We start from the raw sequence: 18,361 nt of genomic DNA, 5'->3' as shown, positions 1-18,361 counted from the left end.
ACGCCGCGCCCCCCCGGCAAGTGGACAGCGCTGCGGCTTTCTCTCTTGTCGCGCAAAGGATAGGGTTCGCGGATGGAATCGGCACTGGATTGGCATACGGCAAAAGCTCTGCTGGACTGGCAGATCGAACTTGGCGCGACCGAGGCGATCGGCGATGTCCCGGTGAATCGGCTTGAACTGCCCGAAAAAGCCCGGAAACCCGAAGCGGTTGCGCCTTCGACCGGCCCCGCCGGCCAAGGCGCCAAACCGCCAGAGGCCGATCCGCTGGCCGAAGCGCGGAACGCCGCGAAGGACGCGGCGACGCTTCCGGCGTTGCAGGCGGCGATGGCGGCCTATCCCCATTGCGAGCTGAAACAGGGCGCGCGCAATCTGGTGTTTTCCGACGGCGATCCTGCCGCTCGGGTCATGATCATTGGCGAAGCGCCGGGCCGGGACGAGGATTTGCAGGGCAAGCCCTTTGTCGGGCGGGCGGGGCAACTTCTGGACCGGATGCTGGCGGCCATCGGCATGGCGCGCAGCGCCGACGATCCGGCGCAGGCGGTCTATATCACCAATGTTCTGCCCTGGCGGCCGCCGCAGAACCGCGACCCGCGTCCGGATGAAATCGCGATGATGCTGCCGTTCCTGGAACGCCATGTGGCCCTGGCCGCGCCGGACGTGATCGTGCTGATGGGCAACATCAGTTGCCAGGCGGTGTTGAAACGCCGGGGCATTACCCGCCTGCGCGGCACCTGGGACGAGGTCTGGGGCAAGCCGGTGCTGCCGATGTTCCACCCGGCCTATTTGCTGCGCCAACCCCATGCCAAGCGCGAAGCCTGGGCCGATCTGCTGGCTTTGCAGGCACATTTGCGCCGCTGACGGTGCTGCAACAGCTTGTCCGATTGACGTTGCGGTGTGCGGGCCACATCTGTTGCGGAAATCCGCAAGACAAAGGCCGCCCATGTCCCGTATCGACGAAAGCAAGGAATTCATCCCGGTTCGCATCGCCGTTCTGACCGTCAGCGACACCCGGTCGCTGGCCGAGGACAAATCCGGCGACACGCTGGTCGCCCGGATCGAAGCGGCGGGCCACACCCTGGCCGCGCGCCTGATCCTGCGCGACGAACGCAAGGAGATCGCCGATCAGTTGCGGGCGTGGTGCGCCGACCCGGAGATTGACGTAATCATCTCGACCGGGGGAACCGGGTTGACCGGGCGCGACGTGACGGTCGAGGCGCACCGCGATGTCTATGAGAAGGAAATCGACGCGTTCGGCACGGTCTTTACCATCGTTTCGATGCAAAAGATCGGCACCTCGGCGATTCAAAGCCGGGCCACTGGCGGGGTCGCAAACGGGACCTATCTGTTTGCATTGCCCGGCAGCACCGGGGCTTGCAAGGACGCCTGGGATGAAATTCTGGTCAAACAACTCGACTACCGGCATCGGCCCTGTAACTTTGTCGAGATTTTTCCACGTCTCGATGAACATAAGCGACGGAAATGACCCAAACCCACGTATAATGAACGCGGGTTTGCAGGTATTCAAAACTCGCTATATATGCGGCGACCCCTTCCGAAGGATTGATCTCACATGCGTTTCCTGCGCCAGAGCCTGACCGGGCTTTTCCTGTTATCCCTGACCCTGGGCCTTTTGGTGTATGCCGGGGTGATGGTGCGTGATGCCGTGGAGGCGCGCATGGCGCAAGAGCCGCGCGTGCCGCAGGTGCGCGAACGGGTTTTTGCCGTGAACGTGGTGCCCGCGACGTTCGAAACGATCACCCCGGTCCTGACCGCCTTTGGCGAGGTACAGTCGAGCCGCACGCTGGAAATCCGCGCTGCCAGTTCCGGCACGCTGATCCGGCTGGCGCCAGAGTTCCAGGAAGGTGGGCGCGTGACCGAAGGCCAGCTTCTGGCGCAGGTTGATCCCGCCGATGCGCAGGCCGTGCTGGACCGCGTCAAATCCGAACAACTGGATGCCGAGGCCGAAGCCCGCGAGGCCGAACGCGCGCTGGCGCTGGCGCGGGACGAACTGGCCGCCGCGGCCGAGCAGGCCGATCTGCGGGTCCGGGCGTTCCAGCGGCAGAAGGATCTTGAAACCCGTGGTGTCGGCACCGCCGCCGCCGTGGAAACCGCCGAACTTGCGGCATCGTCCGCGCGGCAGGCCGTGCTGTCGCGCCGCCAGGCCGTGGCCACCGCCGAGGCGCGCGTCGATCAGGCCGCCACCAAGCTGGCGCGTCAGGCCATCGCCCTTGCCGAGGCAGAGCGGCGCTTGGCCGATACGGAAATCCGCGCCGGGTTTTCCGGCACGCTCAGCGGCGTTTCGGTGGTCGAAGGGCGGCTGGTGTCATCGAATGAAAAGCTGGCCAACCTGATCGACTCCGATGCGCTTGAAGTCGCGTTTCGTGTGTCGACCCAGCAATACGCCCGGCTTCTGGACGATAACGGCCAGTTGAGCCCGGCAAATGTGACGGTGATGCTGGACGTGTTCGGGACCAACCTGACCGCGACGGGCACGCTGACCCGCGAAGGCGCGTCAGTTGGTGAAGGCCTGACCGGGCGGCAACTGTTTGCGTCGCTTGACGCGCCCGCCGGGTTCAAACCGGGAGATTTCGTGACGGTCGAGCTGAAAGAGGCGCCGCTGGATTTCGTGGCCCGCCTGCCTGCAACCGCGCTGGATGCGTCCAATTCGGTGCTGGTGCTTGGCGACGAAGACCGGCTGGAAGCGATGGAGGTGACCCTGTTGCGGCGTCAGGGCGACGACGTTCTGGTTCGGGCCCGTGGTTTGCGTGACCGCGAAGTCGTCGCGGAACGCACGCCGCTGCTGGGCTCTGGCATCAAGGTGCGCCCGCTGCGCGGCGAAACCGACCGCGCGCCGCAAGAGCCAGAGATGCTGGAACTGACCGAGGAACGCCGCGCCAAGCTGATCGCCTTTGTCGAAGGCAACGACCGGATGCCGTCGGAGGCAAAGCAACGCATCCTCGCGCGGCTGACCCAACCCAAGGTGCCGGCCGATGTGGTGCAACGCATCGAAAGCCGGATGGGGGGCTGATCCATGGCAAAGGCACCCGCATCGCCCGGCGGCGGTATCCTGTCCTATTTCACTCGTCACCGGACAATGGCGAACCTTTTGCTGGTGATCCTGTTGGCATCGGGGCTGTTCGTCATTCCGAACATGCGGGCACAGTTTTTCCCCGATGTGGTCATTAACAACGTCACGGTGTCGGTCCGCTGGGACGGCGCCGGGGCGGAAGACGTCGACAAGGCCATCGTGCAGGTGCTGGAACCGGCATTGCTGGCCGTCGAGGGCGTTGACAGCACCGAGGCGACCTCTCGCGAGGGCTCGGCCCGGATCCGGATGGAATTCGAACCCGGCTGGGACATGGCACGAGCCACCGACGATGTGCAATCGGCGGTCGACACGGTCAGCAATCTGCCCGAAGAAGCCGAAAAGCCAGAGGTCACCCGTGGCATCTGGCGGGACCGGGTGACCGATATCGTCATCACCGGGCCTGTGGGGCTGGACCAGCTTGCGCGGTTTGCAGATGAACTTGTGGTGCGGCTGTTTGCCGAAGGGGTCACCCGAAGCACGATCCAGGGTCTGGCTGCGCCCGAAACGATCATCGAGGTGCCGTCGTCGAACCTGATCGCCTATGACATCACCATGCGCCAGATCGCCGACGCGATCGCGGAAGAGGTCAACGCAGACCCGGCGGGCGACGTGGGCGGTGCGGGCGCGCGGGTGCGCACCGGTGTGGAAAAACGGGCCGCCGACCAGATTGCCGCCATTGTGCTGCGGTCGAATGCCGACGGGTCCAAGCTGACTGTTGGCGACGTGGCGACGCTCAGGCGCGAAGGGATCGACCGCGAACGGAGCTATTTTGTCGGCGACAACCCGGCGATTTCGGTCCGTGTCGACCGCAGTGACCAGGGCGATGCCATCGGCATTCAGCACCAGGTCGAGGACGTGGCCAGGACCATGCAGGCAACCCTGCCGTCGGGCGTCACCATCGACCTGATCCGCACCCGCGCCGAAGCGATCACCGGGCGTCTGAATATCCTTGTCGATAACGGTCTGACCGGGCTGGCGCTTGTGGTTCTGCTGCTGTTTCTGTTCCTGAATACGCGCACCGCGATTTGGGTGGCGGCGGGGATTCCGGTGTCGATGCTTGCGGCGCTGGCCCTGATGTATGCCTTTGGCATCACCATCAACATGATCTCTCTTTTTGCGCTGATCATCACCCTGGGCATCGTTGTCGATGACGCAATCGTGGTAGGCGAACATGCAGATCATCGTGCACGGATGGGCGAAGGCCCGTTCGAGGCGGCGGAAAACGCGGCGCGGCGCATGGCGCTGCCGGTGTTTTCGGCCACGCTGACGACGATCATCGCCTTCTTTGGCCTGACCTCGATCGGGGGGCGGTTCGGCGACCTGATTGCCGATATCCCGTTTACCGTGATCGTGGTGTTGCTGGCGTCGCTGGTGGAATGTTTCCTGATCCTGCCGAACCACATGGCGCACGCGCTGGCCAATTCGGCCAAGGAACACTGGTACGACTTGCCGTCGCGCGTTGTGAACCGGGGCTTCCGCTGGGTGCGGACCTATCTGTTCCGCCCGTTGATGGCCGGTGTGGTTGTCGCGCGCTATGCCGTTGTGGCGGGGGCGGTGGTGTTTCTGGCCTCGCAAGTGGCGATGGTGATCAAGGGTGACGTGACCTGGCGCTTTTTCAATGCACCTGAACAATCGTCCGTGACCGGCAACTTTGCCATGGCCCCGGGCGCGACGCGCGAAGATACGCTGGCGATGATGCGCGAGATGCAACGCGCGACCGAGGACGTGGCCAAGCAGTACGAGGAACGCTATGGGCTGAACCCGCTGGTCTATGTCATGGCCGAGATCGGCGGCAATGCCGGGCGCGGTTTGTCCGGCACGGAATCCAAGGACATCGACCAACTGGGCGGTATTTCGATCGAGCTGATCGAATCCGACTTGCGACCGGATTATTCTTCTTTTGCCTTTGTCGGAGATTTGCAGGACGCGGTGCGCCGTCACCCGATGGTCGAAACCATCAGTTTCCGTGGCTGGCGGTCCGGCCCGGGTGGCGATGCGCTGGACGTTCAGTTCTATGGCGCCAGTGCTGAGACGCTGAAGGCTGCGTCGCAGGATTTGCAGGCGGCGTTGGCGCGCTTCCCCGAGGTGTCGGCGGTCGAGGATGACCTGTCCTATGACAAGGAAGAACTGATCCTGGAACTGACGCCGCAAGGGCAGGCGCTGGGCTTTACCATCGACGGGCTGGGCCGAGTGCTGCGCAACCGGCTGGGCGGGATCGAGGCGGCGACCTATCCGGACGGGCCCCGCAGCGCGGCGATCCGGGTGGAGTTGCCCAGGGGTGAGCTGACCGCCGACTTTCTGGAACGCACCCAGATGCGCACGCCCACCGGCGCCTATGTGCAATTGGCCGACCTTGTCAGCGTGGAACGCCGTACCGGGTTTTCGACCGTGCGGCGCGAGAACGGGATCCGGACGATTTCCGTCACCGGTGACATTTCCGAAGACGACCCGGCGCGCGCGGCAGAGATCACCAAGGCACTGGCGGACGAGATCCTGCCCGGCATCGCCGAGAGCCGGCAGGTCGATTACCGCATGGCAGGGCTGAGCGAGCAGGAAAACGATTTTCTGAACGACGCAAAGACCGGGCTGACGCTGGTGCTGTTGGGGATTTATCTTGTGCTTGCGTGGGTCTTTGCCAGTTGGACGCGGCCGCTGGTTGTCATGTCGGTCATTCCCTTCGGTCTGGTCGGCGCGATCTATGGTCATGCGTTGTGGGATGTGCCGCTCAGCATGTTCTCGGTCGTGGGGCTGCTTGGGATGACAGGGATCATCATCAACGATTCGATCGTGCTGGTCAGCCAGATCGACGAATACGCCCGCGACCGCGGTATTGTGCCGTCGATCATCGACGGTGCCGCCGACCGGTTGCGCCCCGTGATCCTGACCACACTGACCACGGTGCTGGGTCTTGCGCCGCTGCTTTATGAAAGCTCGAGCCAGGCGCAGTTCCTGAAACCGACGGTGATCACGCTGGTCTATGGCCTTGGCTTCGGGCTTGTGCTGGTGCTGCTGGTGGTGCCCGCCCTGATCGCGATCCAGGCCGATATCGCGCGGCTGTTCCAGACGGTCCTGCGTGGCCTTAGGTTCCGCGATGCGAGCGTGCGCGGAGCCATGAACCTTGCGTTGTCGGTGGTGATCATGTGGCTTGGGGCGACGATGGGATATGTCGCCGTAAAGGGCAGCCTGCCCGCCGTGCTGGCGTTGCCGCAACTGGCAGGGCTGACGCCGATCCTTGGGGCGCTGTTGCTGTTCCTGGCGGGGGTGATGGCGCTTGTTCTGGTGCTCTACGTGATCGTCGGACTGACGTTGGTGATCGGCCGCCGCCGAAGGCGGCTGGCCTGAACAACCGACCGGCCCCTGGCCTGAAGGCCGGGGTCAGTCGCACCCCTGGATGTCGACGGCGTATTTCTTGCCCAGCACGGTGATGCGCACCTGCGACCGGTCGAGCGCGATGGCCCCGCCGTCAAGGTGGACAAGGTCGGCGCTGGTCACAAGGGTGCGGCCTTGCCGCGTGGTTTCGGGCTCAGAGGCCCAGATCGCGGCGTTTCCAGCCTCGATCACCGTTTCCTCATGGCCGCCGGATTTGGGCATGTCGATGCGCGCGGTCAGGCGCAGGCCCTGCGCCGCCGGGGCAATGTCACAGGTCACGTTGCGCACGCCGGCCTCTGCCTCGGTGAACGGAACCGAGGCCAGCGCGGCGGCAATCACCGGATCGGGGGCGGTATTGTCCGCAGGCAGGTCGGCGGTGATGCGCAGGGTTTCCGGCATGCAGATGTCCTTGCACAGCCCTAGCATCATTTCGCCCTTCAGCCGGATGTCGCCGTTGCCACGGGGCGTGACCCGAAGCGGCAGGACAACCTCTTGGACATAACCGATAGAGCGCATCCCGCTGAGTTCGAAAACCCTGGGGGTGGGCCAACTGATCGTGACGCTGGCGGCATTGCCGGAGCCCGACCAATCGAATTCCGGCGGCACCCCGGCATCGCCTGGCGCGCGCCAGTAGGTTTTCCATCCCGGCGCCAGCTTCAGGTGCAGCGCGGCCATGTGGTCGCCATTGGGCAGACGCCATCCCGGGCGCAGTTGAGCCGTCAGCATGTCGCTGGCCAGGGCAGGCCCGGACAGGGCCAGAACGGAGGCAAGGGTGGTCAGGATACGTCGGATCATAGCATTCAATTGAAACCTTTGACGGCGATTGCCAAGTCACTTTGCAGAGACTTGGCCGTGACAGTCGCATTCTTGTCGCGGTCGCAACGCAGTGCTTGCAGGGCAGGCACAGCATCGTAACATGGGAAGAAAGGGAAAGGACAGTTCATGCCATCGACGTCCGGGGCCACGGACCTGACCGGAAAACTGCTGATCGCCATGCCGGGCATGGGCGACCCGCGATTCGAACACAGTGTCGTTTACCTGTGCGCCCATTCCCACGAAGGCGCGATGGGCCTGATCGTGAACAAGCCCACTGCCGACGTGACCCTGCCGATGCTGCTGGAACAGCTGTCGATCCAGGCTCATGCCGACCTGCGCGGAAAACCGGTGCGCTATGGCGGACCGGTGGAGCAGGGTCGGGGGTTCGTGCTGCATACGCCCGACTATACCTCTGCGGTGACGACGCTGAAGGTGGATGACGGATTCAGCATGACCGGCACGCTGGACGTGCTGGAAGACATCGCGGTGGATCGCGGGCCGCGGTTTCACCTGATCATGCTGGGCTATGCCGGTTGGGGGCCGGGTCAACTGGAGAGTGAGATCGCCGCGAATGGCTGGCTGACCTGCGATGCAAGCGCGGATCTGGTGTTCCATACCCCGGATCCCGACAAGTGGGAGGCGGCGCTCGCCTCTCTCGGGGTGCCGCTGATGGCGCTGTCGTCAGAGGGTGGGCGGGCCTGACACCGTGCGCGGCGCGGCGGCGCGCGACAGCCTGTCGTTGATCGCCACGCCCAGCCCGAGGTGCGGGATCGGGGAAACTGCGATGGTGGCACGCCCCAACGCATCCAGCCGGTGCAGGTAGTCGAACAGATGTGCCGCAGCCTCGACCAGATCGGCAGAGGGCGAAAGGTTCAGGTCGCACTCCACAGGGCCGAACCCCAGCCGCGCCTCTCCGTCGTGCCACGCGGTCGCGTTCAGCCGAACGCCCGCGTTGGGGGCGTAATGCGATGCCAGTTGCCCCGGCGCGCTGATTGCCTCGGCCTGTTTGCGTTCGGCCAGCGGCTGGCCCAGGACCCGGGCCAGATCGTCCGCCGTGACCCGCCCGGGGCGCAGCAGTACCGGCTGGCCCACCAGGCCGACGATGGTCGATTCAAGACCCACGGAACAGGGCCCGCCATCCAGCACCGCGTCGATCCGGCCGGTCAGGCCCTGCGCCACGTGCGCCGCGGTGGTCGGGCTGATCTGGCCCGAGCGGTTGGCCGAGGGCGCCGCCACCGGCCCGTCAAAGGCGTGCAGCAGGGCACGGGCGGTGTCGTTGGCCGGCATCCGGACCGCCAGCGTATCCAGCCCGGCGGTCACCAGTTTCGACACCGGCGCACCGGGGCGCAGCGGCAGCACCATGGTCAGCGGTCCGGGCCAGAACGCCTGTGCCAGCGCCGCGGCCCGGTCGTTCCAGACAACCAGTTCCTGCACACGGGCCAGGTCGGCCAAGTGCACGATCAGCGGGTTGAAGCTGGGCCGGCCCTTGGCCGCGTAGATCCCGGCAACCGCGCGGTCGTCGCCCGCGTCCGCGCCAAGGCCATAGACCGTTTCAGTCGGAAAGGCGACCAGTCCGCCCGCGCGCAGCACTTCGGCGGCTTGGGCGATCCCGTCGGGGCTGTCGGTCAGGGCGAGGGTGGTTTTGTCGGGCATCTGGGCAGGCATCGGCGGCGTGACGCCGCGTTTTTGTTTGAACCCGCCTTCGGGGGGGCTAAACGCTGAACCCGGCGGCGGTGCATTTGCATAGCCTTCCACCGCCCGGATGCCAAGCCAAGGGATTGGAGAGTACCCATGCCATTTCGCGCCCCTGTCGCTGATTTTCGTTTCCTTCTGAACAATGTCGTGGGCTACGACGCCATCTGTCAGACCGACCGCTTTGCCGAGGCCGATCCCGACGTGGTCGACGCGATCCTGACCGAGGCCGGCAAGATGTGCGAAGAGGTCATGTCCCCGGTGCAGCGCAACGGCGACCTGACGCCGGCCTTTCTGGAAAACGGCGTTGTGCGCACCTCTCCCGGGTTCGCCGAGGCGTTCAGGTCGATCGCCGAGGGCGGCTGGATCGGTATTTCCGCGGATCCCGAATACGGCGGCATGGGTCTGCCCCTGACCGTGGCGACGGCGGTGAACGACATGATGAGCGCGGCCTGCCTGTCGCTGGAACTGGCGCCGCTGATGTCGCAAGGCCAGATCGAGGCGCTGGAACACCACGCCACGGACGAGATGAAGGCGCTGTATCTGCCAAAGCTGATTTCCGGCGAATGGACCGGCACCATGAACCTGACCGAACCGCAGGCGGGCAGCGACGTGGGCGCGCTGCGGTCCAAGGCGGAACGCAAAGGCGATGGCAGCTATTCCATCACCGGGCAGAAGATCTTTATCAGTTGGGGCGACAACGATTTCACCGGCAACGTCTGCCACCTTGTTCTTGCGCGGCTGCCGGACGGCGTGCCGGGCACCAAGGGGATCAGCCTGTTCCTGGTGCCGAAATACATCCCCGATGCCGATGGCAATCCGGGGGAACGCAACGGGGTCAGCGTGGTCAGCCTGGAACACAAGATGGGTCTGCATGGCAGCCCGACCTGCGTGATGGCGTTCGAAAACGCCAAGGGCTGGCTTGTCGGCAACGAACACGACGGCATGAAGTGCATGTTCACGATGATGAACAACGCGCGCCTCGGTGTCGGCGGGCAGGGCATCGGTGCGGCTGAGGGCGCGTATCAGCACGCGCTGGCCTATGCGCTGGACCGCAAGCAGGGCAAGACGCCGGTTCCGGGGGCCGGTACGATTGCCGATCATGCCGATGTGCGGCGGATGCTGGGCACCATGCGCGCCGATCTGATGACCGCGCGTTGCATTGCGCTGAACTGCGCCAAGGCGATCGACCTTGCCAACGCCACCGGAGACAAGGACTGGGCCTCGCGGGCGGCCTTCCTGACGCCGCTGTCCAAGGCGTTCGGCACCGATACCGGCGTGATGGTGTCCGACCTTTGCGTGCAGGTGCACGGCGGCATGGGCTATGTCGAGGAAACCGGCGCGGCGCAGTATCTGCGCGACGTGCGCGTGACCGCGATCTACGAGGGCACCAACGGCATCCAGGCGATGGACCTTGTCGCCCGCAAGCTGATGGACGGGGGCGAGGCCGCCTGTCGCCAGATCGAAGAGATCGAACAAACGGCCGAAGCCGCGAAAGAGGTCTTCCCGGACCTGGCCGAACTGCTGTGGCAGGCGACCGAAACACTGCGCGAAACCACCGAATGGATGATTGGCCAAGCCGATTTCAGCAACCGGTTTGCCGGGGCCGTGGCCTATCTCAAGGGCTTTGCCCGGGTGCTGGGCGGGCATTACCACCTGCAGGCGGCGATGGCCGACAAAGGCGGCAGCTATGAACGGCTGGCGCGGTTCTATATCACGCGGATGTTGCCGGAACATGTGGGCCTGCTGGAACAGGCGCGCTGCGGGATGGAGGACCTCTATGCCCTGACGCTGGAGGACCTGGCCCAGTGATGGACGGCGCGGCAGAGGGTATCCGGTATCCCTGGGCCGAGCCGCCAGAGCATGGCGCGGCGGTCGAGATTGCCGACGGCGTGTTGTGGATGCGCCTGCCCCTGCCGATGAAGCTGGACCACGTCAACGTCTATGCCCTGGACGACGGCGACGGCTGGACCATCGTCGACACCGGGTTCAACACACGCAAGACCCGCGCGATCTGGGATACGGTCCTGGCCGGGCCCCTGGCGGGCAAACCGGTGCGGCGGGTGCTGGTGACGCATCATCACCCGGACCACATCGGCCTTGCGGGCTGGTTCCAGTCCGAACACGGTGCCGAACTAGTGACGACGCGCACCGCCTGGCTGTTCGCCCGGATGCTGACGCTGGACGAACAGGACCTGCCAACCGCTGAGACCCTGACCCACTGGCGCCGCGCCGGGATGCGGCCGGACCTGCTGGAGCAGCGCGCGGCGGAGCGGCCCTTCAACTTTGCCGATATCGTCTGGCCGATGCCGTTGGGGTTCACCCGGATCGGGCAGGGTGATCTGTTCCGGGCCGCGGGCCGGGATTGGGATGTGCACATCGGGAACGGCCACGCGCCCGAACACGCAACCCTGTGGAGCCGCGATGACAGCCTTGTGCTGGCAGGTGACCAGATCTTGCCCTCGATCAGTTCCAATATCGGGGTCTATGCGACCGAACCGGATGCCGACCCGGTGGCCGACTGGATCGAGGCCTGCGAGCGGCTGAGCCGCCTGGCGCGGCCCGATCATCTTGTGCTGGGGGGGCACAAGCTGCCGTTTGTCGGCTTGCCCCTGCGGATGCGGCAGTTGATCGACAACCACCACGGCGCGCTGAAGCGGCTGTTGGCCTATCTGGACACGCCGAAAGCGGCGGGCGAGTGCTTTGCGCCGCTGTTCAAGCGCAGCATCGGGGATGGGGAATATGGCCTGGCACTGGTCGAGGCGATTGCTCACCTCAACCATCTGCACCACGACGGGCTTGTGCGCCGCGATCTGCGCGACGACGGCGCGTTCGTCTTTCAGGCGCTCTGAGAGCCGCGGTTTTCGATCCGCGCATAAAGCCGCCGGGTGATCCGGCTGGCGGTGGTTTCACACAGCACCGGGATTACTGCATGCACCAGTGCCGCGCCCGCCGCGACCGCCAGCCAGAAGGAAAACCCGAAGGCGAACCGCATATGCTCGAAATAGGTCTCGTCGACCGAAGCGGGGTGGTCGAGGAAGATCTTCTTCAGCGGGGATGCGTGAGTGGTGGTCATGCGGGCGACTCCTTGTTTTCCTGTGCAACGTTTGTGCCCGTGTTCGCCGCTGAACGGATCCCAAAAATCACATTGATTTTGCAATTTCTTGGGATAAATTCCCAAGAATGACCGAAATTCTTGACGAAACAGACCGCCGTATCCTGAACCTGCTGCAACGTGACGGCAGCCTGACCGTCGATCAGGTGTCGGAACAGGTGCACCTGTCGCGCAACGCCTGCTGGCGCCGCATCCGCCAGATGGAGGCGGCCGGCGTGATCCGGGGCCGGGTGGTTCTGGCCGATCCCGATCTTGTCGGCTGCCCGCTGGAGGTCATCGTGATGGTGCGCACCTCGTCGCATGACGAAGGCTGGATCCAGCGGTTCCAATCCACGGTCAAGGCCATGCCCGAGGTCGTCGGTGCCTATCGCATGACGGGGGATCTGGATTACCTGTTGCGGGTCCGGGTGGCGGATGTTCCGGAATATGACCGGTTCTACAAGGCGCTGGTCGCCCGTGTCCCGGTCTCGGATATTTCCGCCAGTTTTGTTATGGAAGAGATCAAGGAAACCACCGCCCTGCCGCTTTGACCCGAAAGGACCGGGATGGACGACAGGATCGCCACCACAGCAGAAGCCCACGAAGCCGACGCCCTGCCGCGCAAGCGCGATGTGCATACCGGCGGCGAGGTGCAGGATGAACGCCTGCCCGATGCCGTCACCCGCACCCCGGTCGAGGACAAGAGCGCAGCGGAATGGGCCTATGAGCGGCTGATTCTGTACATCCAGAATTTCGAGGAGCAGTTGGACAACGAACACGAGGTCGCGATGGGATTCGCCGGGGGCGAAGCGGGCGTTCTGCGAATCGAGGGGCTGGGATTTTTCGATCCCGACATCGTCACCTTTTACGGGACCGACGAAACCGGTATGCGGACACAGTTGATCCAGCATGTCACACAGCTGAGCGTATTTCTGCGGGCGATGCCGAAACAGGTCGAAAAGGCCACGCCACGGCGCATCGGATTTCGTCTGGGCAGCGGGCTGGAGCAGAGCTGAGCCGCGACAGGTTGCAGCGGTAATGCGGGCTGACAGGCGATTTCAAATCGGCTAATCCTGTTCCCGGAGAGGAAACCGCAACACGAAGGAACGCCCAAAATGGCAGAATACAAGCACGGCGAAATGGATATTTCCGTTCAGGAAAAGACGTTCGACGGATTTATCAAGTTTACCATCCGCAGCATCATCTTCATCATCGCGACGCTGCTGTTCATCGCGCTGGTCAACGGCTGATCGAACGCACGCCCGGGGGCACTGGATTCATGAAACGACGGATTTTCCTGCTTGGTTGCGCCGCAGCCAGCGTGGCTGGCTGCACTGTGCCGAACAAGGACAGCAGCGCCAGCGACGAAGTCATCGCGCGCGCAGCCTATCGGCATGACGGTCCCCCGGCGCTGACGCTTTACACCATGGTGAACAACCGCACCGGGGCAGGGGCGCACACCAGCCTGATGATCAACGCCTCGCAGCGGGTGATCTTTGACCCTGCCGGTTCGGTACGTCACAGCCGTATCCCCGAGCGCGGCGATGTCTTGTACGGCATCACTCCCGTGGTCGAAGACGTCTATACCCGGGCCCACGCGCGCGAAACCTATCACGCCGTGATCCAGCATGTCGAAGTGCCAGCCGCCGTCGCGGAAAAGGCGCTGCGACTGGCGCAGGCCAACGGTGCGGTGGCGCAGGCGCAATGCGCCAAGGTCACCTCGGGTCTGCTGGCGCAGTTGCCCGGTTTCGAATCGATCAAGGTGACGTGGTATCCCAACAAGCTGTCCGAACAATTCGGTGCGCTGCCGGGCGTCAGCACGCGCGAGCTGTGGGAAGACGACCCCGACGACAAGGCAATCGCGCTTGCCAAGTTCAATGAACAGCTGTCTGCCGCCGGGCAGTGATCGGGCCTAGCCCAGCAGCGCGGCGCCGATCATGACCGCCGCGCCTGCCAGCATTCCCAGCATCACGTTCTTGCTGAAGTAGCCGGTGGCAAAGGCCACGGCAGCAGCGGTCAGGCGCAGCGGGTCAGGCTCGCCCCCCGTTGCGCGGGGCCACAGCACGATCGGGGCGACCAGCGCCGGCAGCACGGCGACCGCGGTATAGCGCAGGTGCCGCATCAGCCATTCCGGCAACGGCCTGTCCCCCACAACGCCGAGGAAAATGAAGCGCAGGCCAAAGCTGCCCAGGCCAAGCCCCGCGATCACAATCCAAAGGTCTGTCCGGTCGATCATACCTTGATCCCCCGCCGGGCCAGAATCAGTTCCACCCGTGCGCCTGCGATCATCCCGCCGATGCCGCCCACGATCAGGCCCAGGTTGAACGGCAGCCAGGCAAAGCCCAGCGACAGCAGCACCGCCGTCAGTGCCGCCGCCATATGCGCGCCGGTGCGCAGCAGCGGACCGATCATTGCAAGAAAGGCGATGGGCAGGGCGAAATCCAGCCCAAGCGACGGCGGGATCGCGCTGCCGACCCAGGCGCCCGCCAGCGTGGCAAAGTACCATGGGATGCAGATCGGCGTGACGGTTCCAAAGAAATAGGCCGTCTTTTCCACAAGCGTCATGTCCGGGCGACGGTCGTATTCCACCACCGACTGGGCATAGGTCTGGTCAACCAGGAAATAGGCTGCGACGACCCGTTGCCACATGGGAATCTTGCCCAGATGCGTGGTGATCGACGCCGAATACATCGCCATCCGCAGGTTCACCGCCAGCGCCGATCCCAAGGCCACCCAGACCGGCGCGTCATCCATCATCAGTTGCAGCGCGGTGAACTGTGCCGCCCCGGCGATGACGACAACGGAAAACGACAGCGCTTCCAGGACGTTCAGGCCGGCCTCGGTCGCCAATACCCCGAACAGCATGGCGAAGGGGATCACAACAATCAGGAACGGGGTCGCATCGCGCACCCCGCGCCAGTAGCTTGACATTGTCTCGGCCCGTGCCATCCCATCGTCCTGTCTGGTTTGGGGCAGGCGTAATCTGCCCCGCGCCAAGATGCAATCGCCTGCCAAGCCAAGGAAAGACCTGTGACGCCACCCGAATTCCTGCCGATCACCGATGCCGACGTCCCCGGCGCAATCGCCCTTTGGGAGCGCTGCGGAACTCTGCGCCCGTGGAACCCGCCAGAGCAGGACATCGCCGACTATCGGGCCCATCCTACTTCGGACATGCTGGTGGCCCATGACACGGGCCGGGTGGTGGCGACGGTGGGTGTGGGGCACGACGGGCACAGGGGGTTTGTCTACTATGTCGCCACCGACCCGGACATGCGCGGGCGGGGGCTGGGACGCGCGGCGATGGACGCCGCCGAAGCGTGGCTGGCGGCGCGCGGCGTGAAGAAGCTGCAACTGCTGGTGCGTGAAACCAACCTTCCCGTGATCGGGTTCTACCAAAGGCTGGGGTATGAGGACGGGCAATGCCGGTTGATGCAGAAATGGCTGGATCCAGAGCGCGACCGCCTGTTCCGAGAGGCGACCGGTGGCCACTGACCTGCCTGCCGTCATCCTTGCCGGGGGGCAAGGCAGCCGCATGGGTGGGGCTGACAAGGCGCTGCTGAACCTGGGCGGCGTACCGTTGCTGCGCCATGTGCTGGATCGTCTGGCACCGCAGGTCGGACAAGTGGCCCTGAACGCCAACGGCGATCCGGCGCGATTCCAGGCGTTCGGCTTGCCGGTGCTGCCTGACAGCGTTGCGGGATTTCCCGGGCCGCTGGCAGGCGTGTTGGCCGCGATGGACTGGGCGGCAGGACTGGGTGCCGCGCAGGTCGTGACAGTGGCCGCCGATACGCCGTTTTTCCCGCGCGACCTGGTCGCGCGTCTGGCGCAGGCGGCGGGGGCGGGTGTGGCGCTGGCCGCGGTCGAAGTTGCCGACCGTGGAGTGTTGCGCCACCCGACCTTTGGCCTGTGGCCTGTCACGCTGCGCGACGACCTGCGAGAGGCCCTGGAGGGCGGCACCCGCAAGGTGCGCGCCTTCGCCGATGCCCATGGCGCAAGCGATGCGGTGGTCCCGGCCGGGGCGTTTGACCCGTTTTTCAACATCAACCGGGCCGAGGACCTGGCGCGGGCCGAGGCGATGTTGTGACCGGCTTCGACCGTGTGGCGATGGTGGACTGGTCGGGCGGCAACGACACCGGTCCGCGCCCGCGCAAGGATGCGATCTGGATGGCAGAGGCGGGCAAAACGCCGGTCTATCTGCGCAACCGGGTGCGGGCGGAACAGGCGCTGTCCGACCTGATCGCCGACGCCCTGGAAAACGGCCAGCGCCTGTTTCTCGGCTTCGATTTCCCCTTTGGCTATCCGGCAGGCTTTGCCCGGGCCCTGACTGGCCGCGCCGATCCGTTTGCCGTCTGGCGGTTCCTTGCTGAACGGCTGGACGATACGCCCGACCGCAACAGCCGCTTTCACCTTGGGGCCGAACTCAACCGGCGCTTCCCCGGCATCGGTCCGTTCTGGTTCAACGCCCTGCGCGAAGACATCCCTGACCTGCCGCGCAAGGACATCCGCGCTGGGCACGGCATGGCGGAACGCCGGGCCTGCGAACAGGCGGCAAAGGGAGCTTTTTCCTGCTGGCAGCTGGGCGGGGCAGGGGCCGTGGGCGGGCAGGTGCTGACCGGGCTGCCGGTGCTGCATCGGCTGCGGCACCGGTTTCCGGAGCAGATCGCCGTCTGGCCATTCGAGCCGCTGACCCGACCCGTTGCGGTGGTCGAGGTCTGGCCGTCCCTGATCAACGATGTGGTCAGGCAGGTGCAGGACGCCGGGGTCATCCGCGACGCGGCGCAGGTCGCGCTTTTGGCGGCCGCCATCGCGGCGCTGCCGCCGGCCGTGCTGGCCACGATGCTGGATGTGCAGTCCCCCGAAGAAGGCTGGATTTTCGGGCTGGGGCACGAAGACACCCTGCGCGCGACCGCCGCGGAACTGGACAAATCCGCGCTGTTGTGAAATGCCCCGCGCAACAGGAGAACCCCGATGACCGTCACCCGTTTCGCCCCGTCGCCCACCGGCTATATCCATGTCGGCAACCTGCGCACCGCGCTGTTCAACTATCTGCTGGCCCGCAAGGCCGGGGGGCAGTTCATCCTGCGCATCGACGACACCGACCCCGAGCGGTCGAAGCAGGAATATGTCGATGCGATCCAGCAAGACCTGGAATGGCTGGGCCTGACCTGGGACCGGATGGAGCGGCAGTCGGAGCGTCTGGACCGGTACGAGGACGCGGCACAACGCCTGCGCGACATGGGCCGGTTCTATGAGGCGTTCGAGACCCCGGTGGAACTGGACCTCAAGCGCAAGAAACAGCTGAACATGGGCAAGCCGCCGGTCTATGACCGTGCGGCGCTGGCGCTGTCCGATGAGGAAAAGGCCAGGTTGCGTGCGGAGCGCGGCAATGGCGTCTGGCGCTTCCTGCTGGATCAGGAGCGGATCGACTGGACCGACGGTATCCTGGGCGACATTTCGATCGACGCGGCCTCGGTGTCCGACCCGGTGCTGATCAAGGCAGACGGGCAGTTCCTGTATACGCTGGCATCGGTTGTCGACGATGTGGAAATGGGGGTGACGAACGTGGTGCGCGGGTCGGACCATGTGACCAACACCGCGACCCAGATCCAGATCATCCGCGCGTTGGGTGGCACCCCGCCGTCCTTTGCACACCATTCGTTGCTGACCGGGCCGCAGGGGGAATCGCTGTCGAAACGCCTGGGCACGCTGGCCCTGCGCGACCTGCGCGAGGCCGGGATCGAACCCGAGGCCCTGTTGAGCCTGATGGCACGCCTTGGGTCGAGCCAGCCGGTGGAACTGCGCCTGTCGCTGGACGAAATCGCCGAGGGGTTCGACACCGCGCAATTCGGTGCAGCCCCGACCAAGTTCGACGTGCAGGATTTGTACCCGCTGACCGCCAAGAAACTGCACGAACTGCCGTTCGAGGCCATCGCGGACGAAATCGCCGCGCTGGGCGTGCCCGCCGACAAGGCCGAACTGTTCTGGAAAGTCACCCGCGAAAACATCACCACCCGCCGCGATCTGGCCGGCTGGTGGGACCTGTTCAAGAACGGGGCAGAGCCGCTGATCGACGACGAGGACCGCGCGTTTATCGCACAGGCCATGACCCTGCTGCCCGATGCGCCCTATACCGCCGACACCTGGAAAGCCTGGACTTCGGCGGTGAAAGACGCGACCGGCCGCAAGGGCAAGGGTCTGTTCATGCCGCTGCGCAAGGCGGTGACGGGCCAGGCCAGTGGGCCCGACATGTCGGATGTGATGCAACTGATCGAGGTTGTACGCGCCAAAGGATGAGACGGTTG

Annotated in this window: 19 protein-coding genes and 1 pseudogene; 15 read left to right on the top strand and 5 right to left on the bottom strand. The window is 65.0% G+C overall.

Annotated elements, in window-relative coordinates; translation table 11 throughout:
- Positions 1-72 precede the first annotated feature (72 nt).
- From VK792_RS15685 to VK792_RS15670, 4 genes are all read left to right on the top strand, one after another.
- Positions 73-858 carry a uracil-DNA glycosylase gene (locus VK792_RS15685; RefSeq protein ID WP_326298730.1) on the top strand — a complete coding sequence of 262 codons (786 nt, stop codon included), beginning with the start codon at positions 73-75 and terminating at the stop codon, positions 856-858.
- Between the two features lie 82 nt (positions 859-940).
- Positions 941-1,483 (top strand): molybdenum cofactor biosynthesis protein B, encoded by a 543-nt coding sequence (gene moaB, locus VK792_RS15680; protein WP_326298728.1) that lies wholly within the window; start codon positions 941-943, stop codon positions 1,481-1,483.
- An 87-nt stretch (positions 1,484-1,570) separates the two neighbouring features.
- Complete coding sequence (locus VK792_RS15675) at positions 1,571-3,028, top strand: efflux RND transporter periplasmic adaptor subunit (protein WP_326298726.1); 1,458 nt, start codon at positions 1,571-1,573, stop codon at positions 3,026-3,028.
- A 3-nt stretch (positions 3,029-3,031) separates the two neighbouring features.
- Entirely contained in the window at positions 3,032-6,430 is a 3,399-nt protein-coding gene (locus VK792_RS15670) for an efflux RND transporter permease subunit (RefSeq protein ID WP_326298724.1), read from the top strand.
- 33 nt (positions 6,431-6,463) lie between these two features.
- On the opposite strand, the gene VK792_RS15665 is transcribed toward VK792_RS15670, so the two are convergent.
- A complete protein-coding gene (locus tag VK792_RS15665) occupies positions 6,464-7,252 on the bottom strand; it encodes a protein-disulfide reductase DsbD domain-containing protein (RefSeq protein WP_326298722.1) in 789 nt (262 codons plus the stop codon).
- A gap of 147 nt (positions 7,253-7,399) precedes the next feature.
- Between VK792_RS15665 and VK792_RS15660 the strand changes: the two genes are divergently transcribed.
- Positions 7,400-7,975 carry a YqgE/AlgH family protein gene (locus tag VK792_RS15660; RefSeq protein ID WP_326298720.1) on the top strand — a complete coding sequence of 192 codons (576 nt, stop codon included), beginning with the start codon at positions 7,400-7,402 and terminating at the stop codon, positions 7,973-7,975.
- Here VK792_RS15660 and VK792_RS15655 read toward each other — a convergent pair.
- Entirely contained in the window at positions 7,955-8,926 is a 972-nt protein-coding gene (locus VK792_RS15655; protein WP_326298717.1) for an L-threonylcarbamoyladenylate synthase, read from the bottom strand. The two genes, VK792_RS15660 and VK792_RS15655, sit on opposite strands and share 21 nt — an antisense overlap.
- A 138-nt stretch (positions 8,927-9,064) precedes the next feature.
- Between VK792_RS15655 and VK792_RS15650 the strand changes: the two genes are divergently transcribed.
- Together VK792_RS15650 and VK792_RS15645 are read left to right on the top strand one after the other, a co-directional pair.
- Positions 9,065-10,777, top strand: a complete 1,713-nt coding sequence (locus VK792_RS15650; protein ID WP_326298715.1) for an acyl-CoA dehydrogenase — start codon at positions 9,065-9,067, stop codon at positions 10,775-10,777.
- Positions 10,777-11,817, top strand: a complete 1,041-nt coding sequence (locus VK792_RS15645; RefSeq protein ID WP_326298714.1) for an MBL fold metallo-hydrolase — start codon at positions 10,777-10,779, stop codon at positions 11,815-11,817. Before VK792_RS15650 ends, VK792_RS15645 begins: the two co-directional genes overlap by 1 nt.
- Here VK792_RS15645 and VK792_RS15640 read toward each other — a convergent pair.
- Positions 11,805-12,041, bottom strand: coding sequence for a DUF6356 family protein (locus VK792_RS15640; protein WP_326298712.1), 237 nt, complete (start codon positions 12,039-12,041; stop codon positions 11,805-11,807). The genes VK792_RS15645 and VK792_RS15640 overlap by 13 nt on opposite strands.
- A 107-nt stretch (positions 12,042-12,148) precedes the next feature.
- On the opposite strand from VK792_RS15640, the gene VK792_RS15635 reads away from it, so the two are divergent.
- The 4 genes from VK792_RS15635 to VK792_RS15620 all read left to right on the top strand — a co-directional run bounded on the left by VK792_RS15635 (position 12,149) and on the right by VK792_RS15620 (position 13,965).
- Entirely contained in the window at positions 12,149-12,610 is a 462-nt protein-coding gene (locus VK792_RS15635; protein WP_326298710.1) for an Lrp/AsnC family transcriptional regulator, read from the top strand.
- Between the two features lie 15 nt (positions 12,611-12,625).
- A complete protein-coding gene (locus tag VK792_RS15630; RefSeq protein ID WP_326298709.1) occupies positions 12,626-13,075 on the top strand; it encodes a DUF6173 family protein in 450 nt (149 codons plus the stop codon).
- Between the two features lie 99 nt (positions 13,076-13,174).
- The gene (locus VK792_RS15625) at positions 13,175-13,309 is read left to right on the top strand and encodes an aa3-type cytochrome c oxidase subunit IV (protein WP_326298707.1); all 135 of its coding nucleotides are present in this window, start codon (positions 13,175-13,177) and stop codon (positions 13,307-13,309) included.
- Between the two features lie 29 nt (positions 13,310-13,338).
- A complete protein-coding gene (locus VK792_RS15620) occupies positions 13,339-13,965 on the top strand; it encodes a hypothetical protein (RefSeq protein ID WP_326298705.1) in 627 nt (208 codons plus the stop codon).
- A 6-nt stretch (positions 13,966-13,971) separates the two neighbouring features.
- On the opposite strand, the gene VK792_RS15615 is transcribed toward VK792_RS15620, so the two are convergent.
- Both VK792_RS15615 and VK792_RS15610 read right to left on the bottom strand, forming a co-directional pair.
- The gene (locus VK792_RS15615) at positions 13,972-14,295 is read right to left on the bottom strand and encodes an AzlD domain-containing protein (protein WP_326298703.1); all 324 of its coding nucleotides are present in this window, start codon (positions 14,293-14,295) and stop codon (positions 13,972-13,974) included.
- Complete coding sequence (locus VK792_RS15610; RefSeq protein ID WP_326298702.1) at positions 14,292-15,008, bottom strand: AzlC family ABC transporter permease; 717 nt, start codon at positions 15,006-15,008, stop codon at positions 14,292-14,294. Before VK792_RS15610 ends, VK792_RS15615 begins: the two co-directional genes overlap by 4 nt.
- Positions 15,009-15,089: 81 nt before the next feature.
- Between VK792_RS15610 and VK792_RS15605 the strand changes: the two are divergent.
- The 4 genes and pseudogenes from VK792_RS15605 to gltX all read left to right on the top strand — a co-directional run.
- A pseudogene (locus tag VK792_RS15605) lies at positions 15,090-15,455 on the top strand (GNAT family acetyltransferase); the annotation flags it as partial.
- 85 nt (positions 15,456-15,540) lie between these two features.
- Entirely contained in the window at positions 15,541-16,143 is a 603-nt protein-coding gene (gene mobA, locus VK792_RS15600) for a molybdenum cofactor guanylyltransferase MobA (protein ID WP_326298699.1), read from the top strand.
- Complete coding sequence (locus VK792_RS15595; RefSeq protein ID WP_326298697.1) at positions 16,140-17,000, top strand: molybdopterin guanine dinucleotide synthesis; 861 nt, start codon at positions 16,140-16,142, stop codon at positions 16,998-17,000. Before mobA ends, VK792_RS15595 begins: the two co-directional genes overlap by 4 nt.
- Positions 17,001-17,027: 27 nt before the next feature.
- On the top strand, positions 17,028-18,353 hold the full coding sequence (gene gltX, locus VK792_RS15590) for a glutamate--tRNA ligase (RefSeq protein WP_326298695.1): 1,326 nt from the start codon (positions 17,028-17,030) through the stop codon (positions 18,351-18,353).
- Positions 18,354-18,361 lie beyond the last annotated feature (8 nt).

Origin of the sequence: Mesobacterium hydrothermale (genome assembly GCF_035818635.1) — a bacterium.
GTDB classification, from domain to species: domain Bacteria; phylum Pseudomonadota; class Alphaproteobacteria; order Rhodobacterales; family Rhodobacteraceae; genus Mesobacterium_A; species Mesobacterium_A hydrothermale.
This window is presented reverse-complemented; position numbering and strand designations above follow the sequence as displayed.

Coding starts and splice junctions, on each gene's coding strand:
- VK792_RS15615 (WP_326298703.1), bottom strand. CDS start 14,295: ATGATCGACCGGACAGACCTTTGGATTGTGATCGCGGGGCTTGGCCTG.
- VK792_RS15625 (WP_326298707.1), top strand. CDS start 13,175: ATGGCAGAATACAAGCACGGCGAAATGGATATTTCCGTTCAGGAAAAG.
- VK792_RS15610 (WP_326298702.1), bottom strand. CDS start 15,008: ATGGCACGGGCCGAGACAATGTCAAGCTACTGGCGCGGGGTGCGCGAT.
- VK792_RS15645 (WP_326298714.1), top strand. CDS start 10,777: ATGGACGGCGCGGCAGAGGGTATCCGGTATCCCTGGGCCGAGCCGCCA.
- VK792_RS15660 (WP_326298720.1), top strand. CDS start 7,400: ATGCCATCGACGTCCGGGGCCACGGACCTGACCGGAAAACTGCTGATC.
- gltX (WP_326298695.1), top strand. CDS start 17,028: ATGACCGTCACCCGTTTCGCCCCGTCGCCCACCGGCTATATCCATGTC.
- VK792_RS15650 (WP_326298715.1), top strand. CDS start 9,065: ATGCCATTTCGCGCCCCTGTCGCTGATTTTCGTTTCCTTCTGAACAAT.
- VK792_RS15675 (WP_326298726.1), top strand. CDS start 1,571: ATGCGTTTCCTGCGCCAGAGCCTGACCGGGCTTTTCCTGTTATCCCTG.
- VK792_RS15630 (WP_326298709.1), top strand. CDS start 12,626: ATGGACGACAGGATCGCCACCACAGCAGAAGCCCACGAAGCCGACGCC.
- VK792_RS15635 (WP_326298710.1), top strand. CDS start 12,149: ATGACCGAAATTCTTGACGAAACAGACCGCCGTATCCTGAACCTGCTG.
- VK792_RS15665 (WP_326298722.1), bottom strand. CDS start 7,252: ATGATCCGACGTATCCTGACCACCCTTGCCTCCGTTCTGGCCCTGTCC.
- VK792_RS15640 (WP_326298712.1), bottom strand. CDS start 12,041: ATGACCACCACTCACGCATCCCCGCTGAAGAAGATCTTCCTCGACCAC.
- VK792_RS15655 (WP_326298717.1), bottom strand. CDS start 8,926: ATGCCCGACAAAACCACCCTCGCCCTGACCGACAGCCCCGACGGGATC.
- VK792_RS15685 (WP_326298730.1), top strand. CDS start 73: ATGGAATCGGCACTGGATTGGCATACGGCAAAAGCTCTGCTGGACTGG.
- moaB (WP_326298728.1), top strand. CDS start 941: ATGTCCCGTATCGACGAAAGCAAGGAATTCATCCCGGTTCGCATCGCC.
- VK792_RS15670 (WP_326298724.1), top strand. CDS start 3,032: ATGGCAAAGGCACCCGCATCGCCCGGCGGCGGTATCCTGTCCTATTTC.
- VK792_RS15620 (WP_326298705.1), top strand. CDS start 13,339: ATGAAACGACGGATTTTCCTGCTTGGTTGCGCCGCAGCCAGCGTGGCT.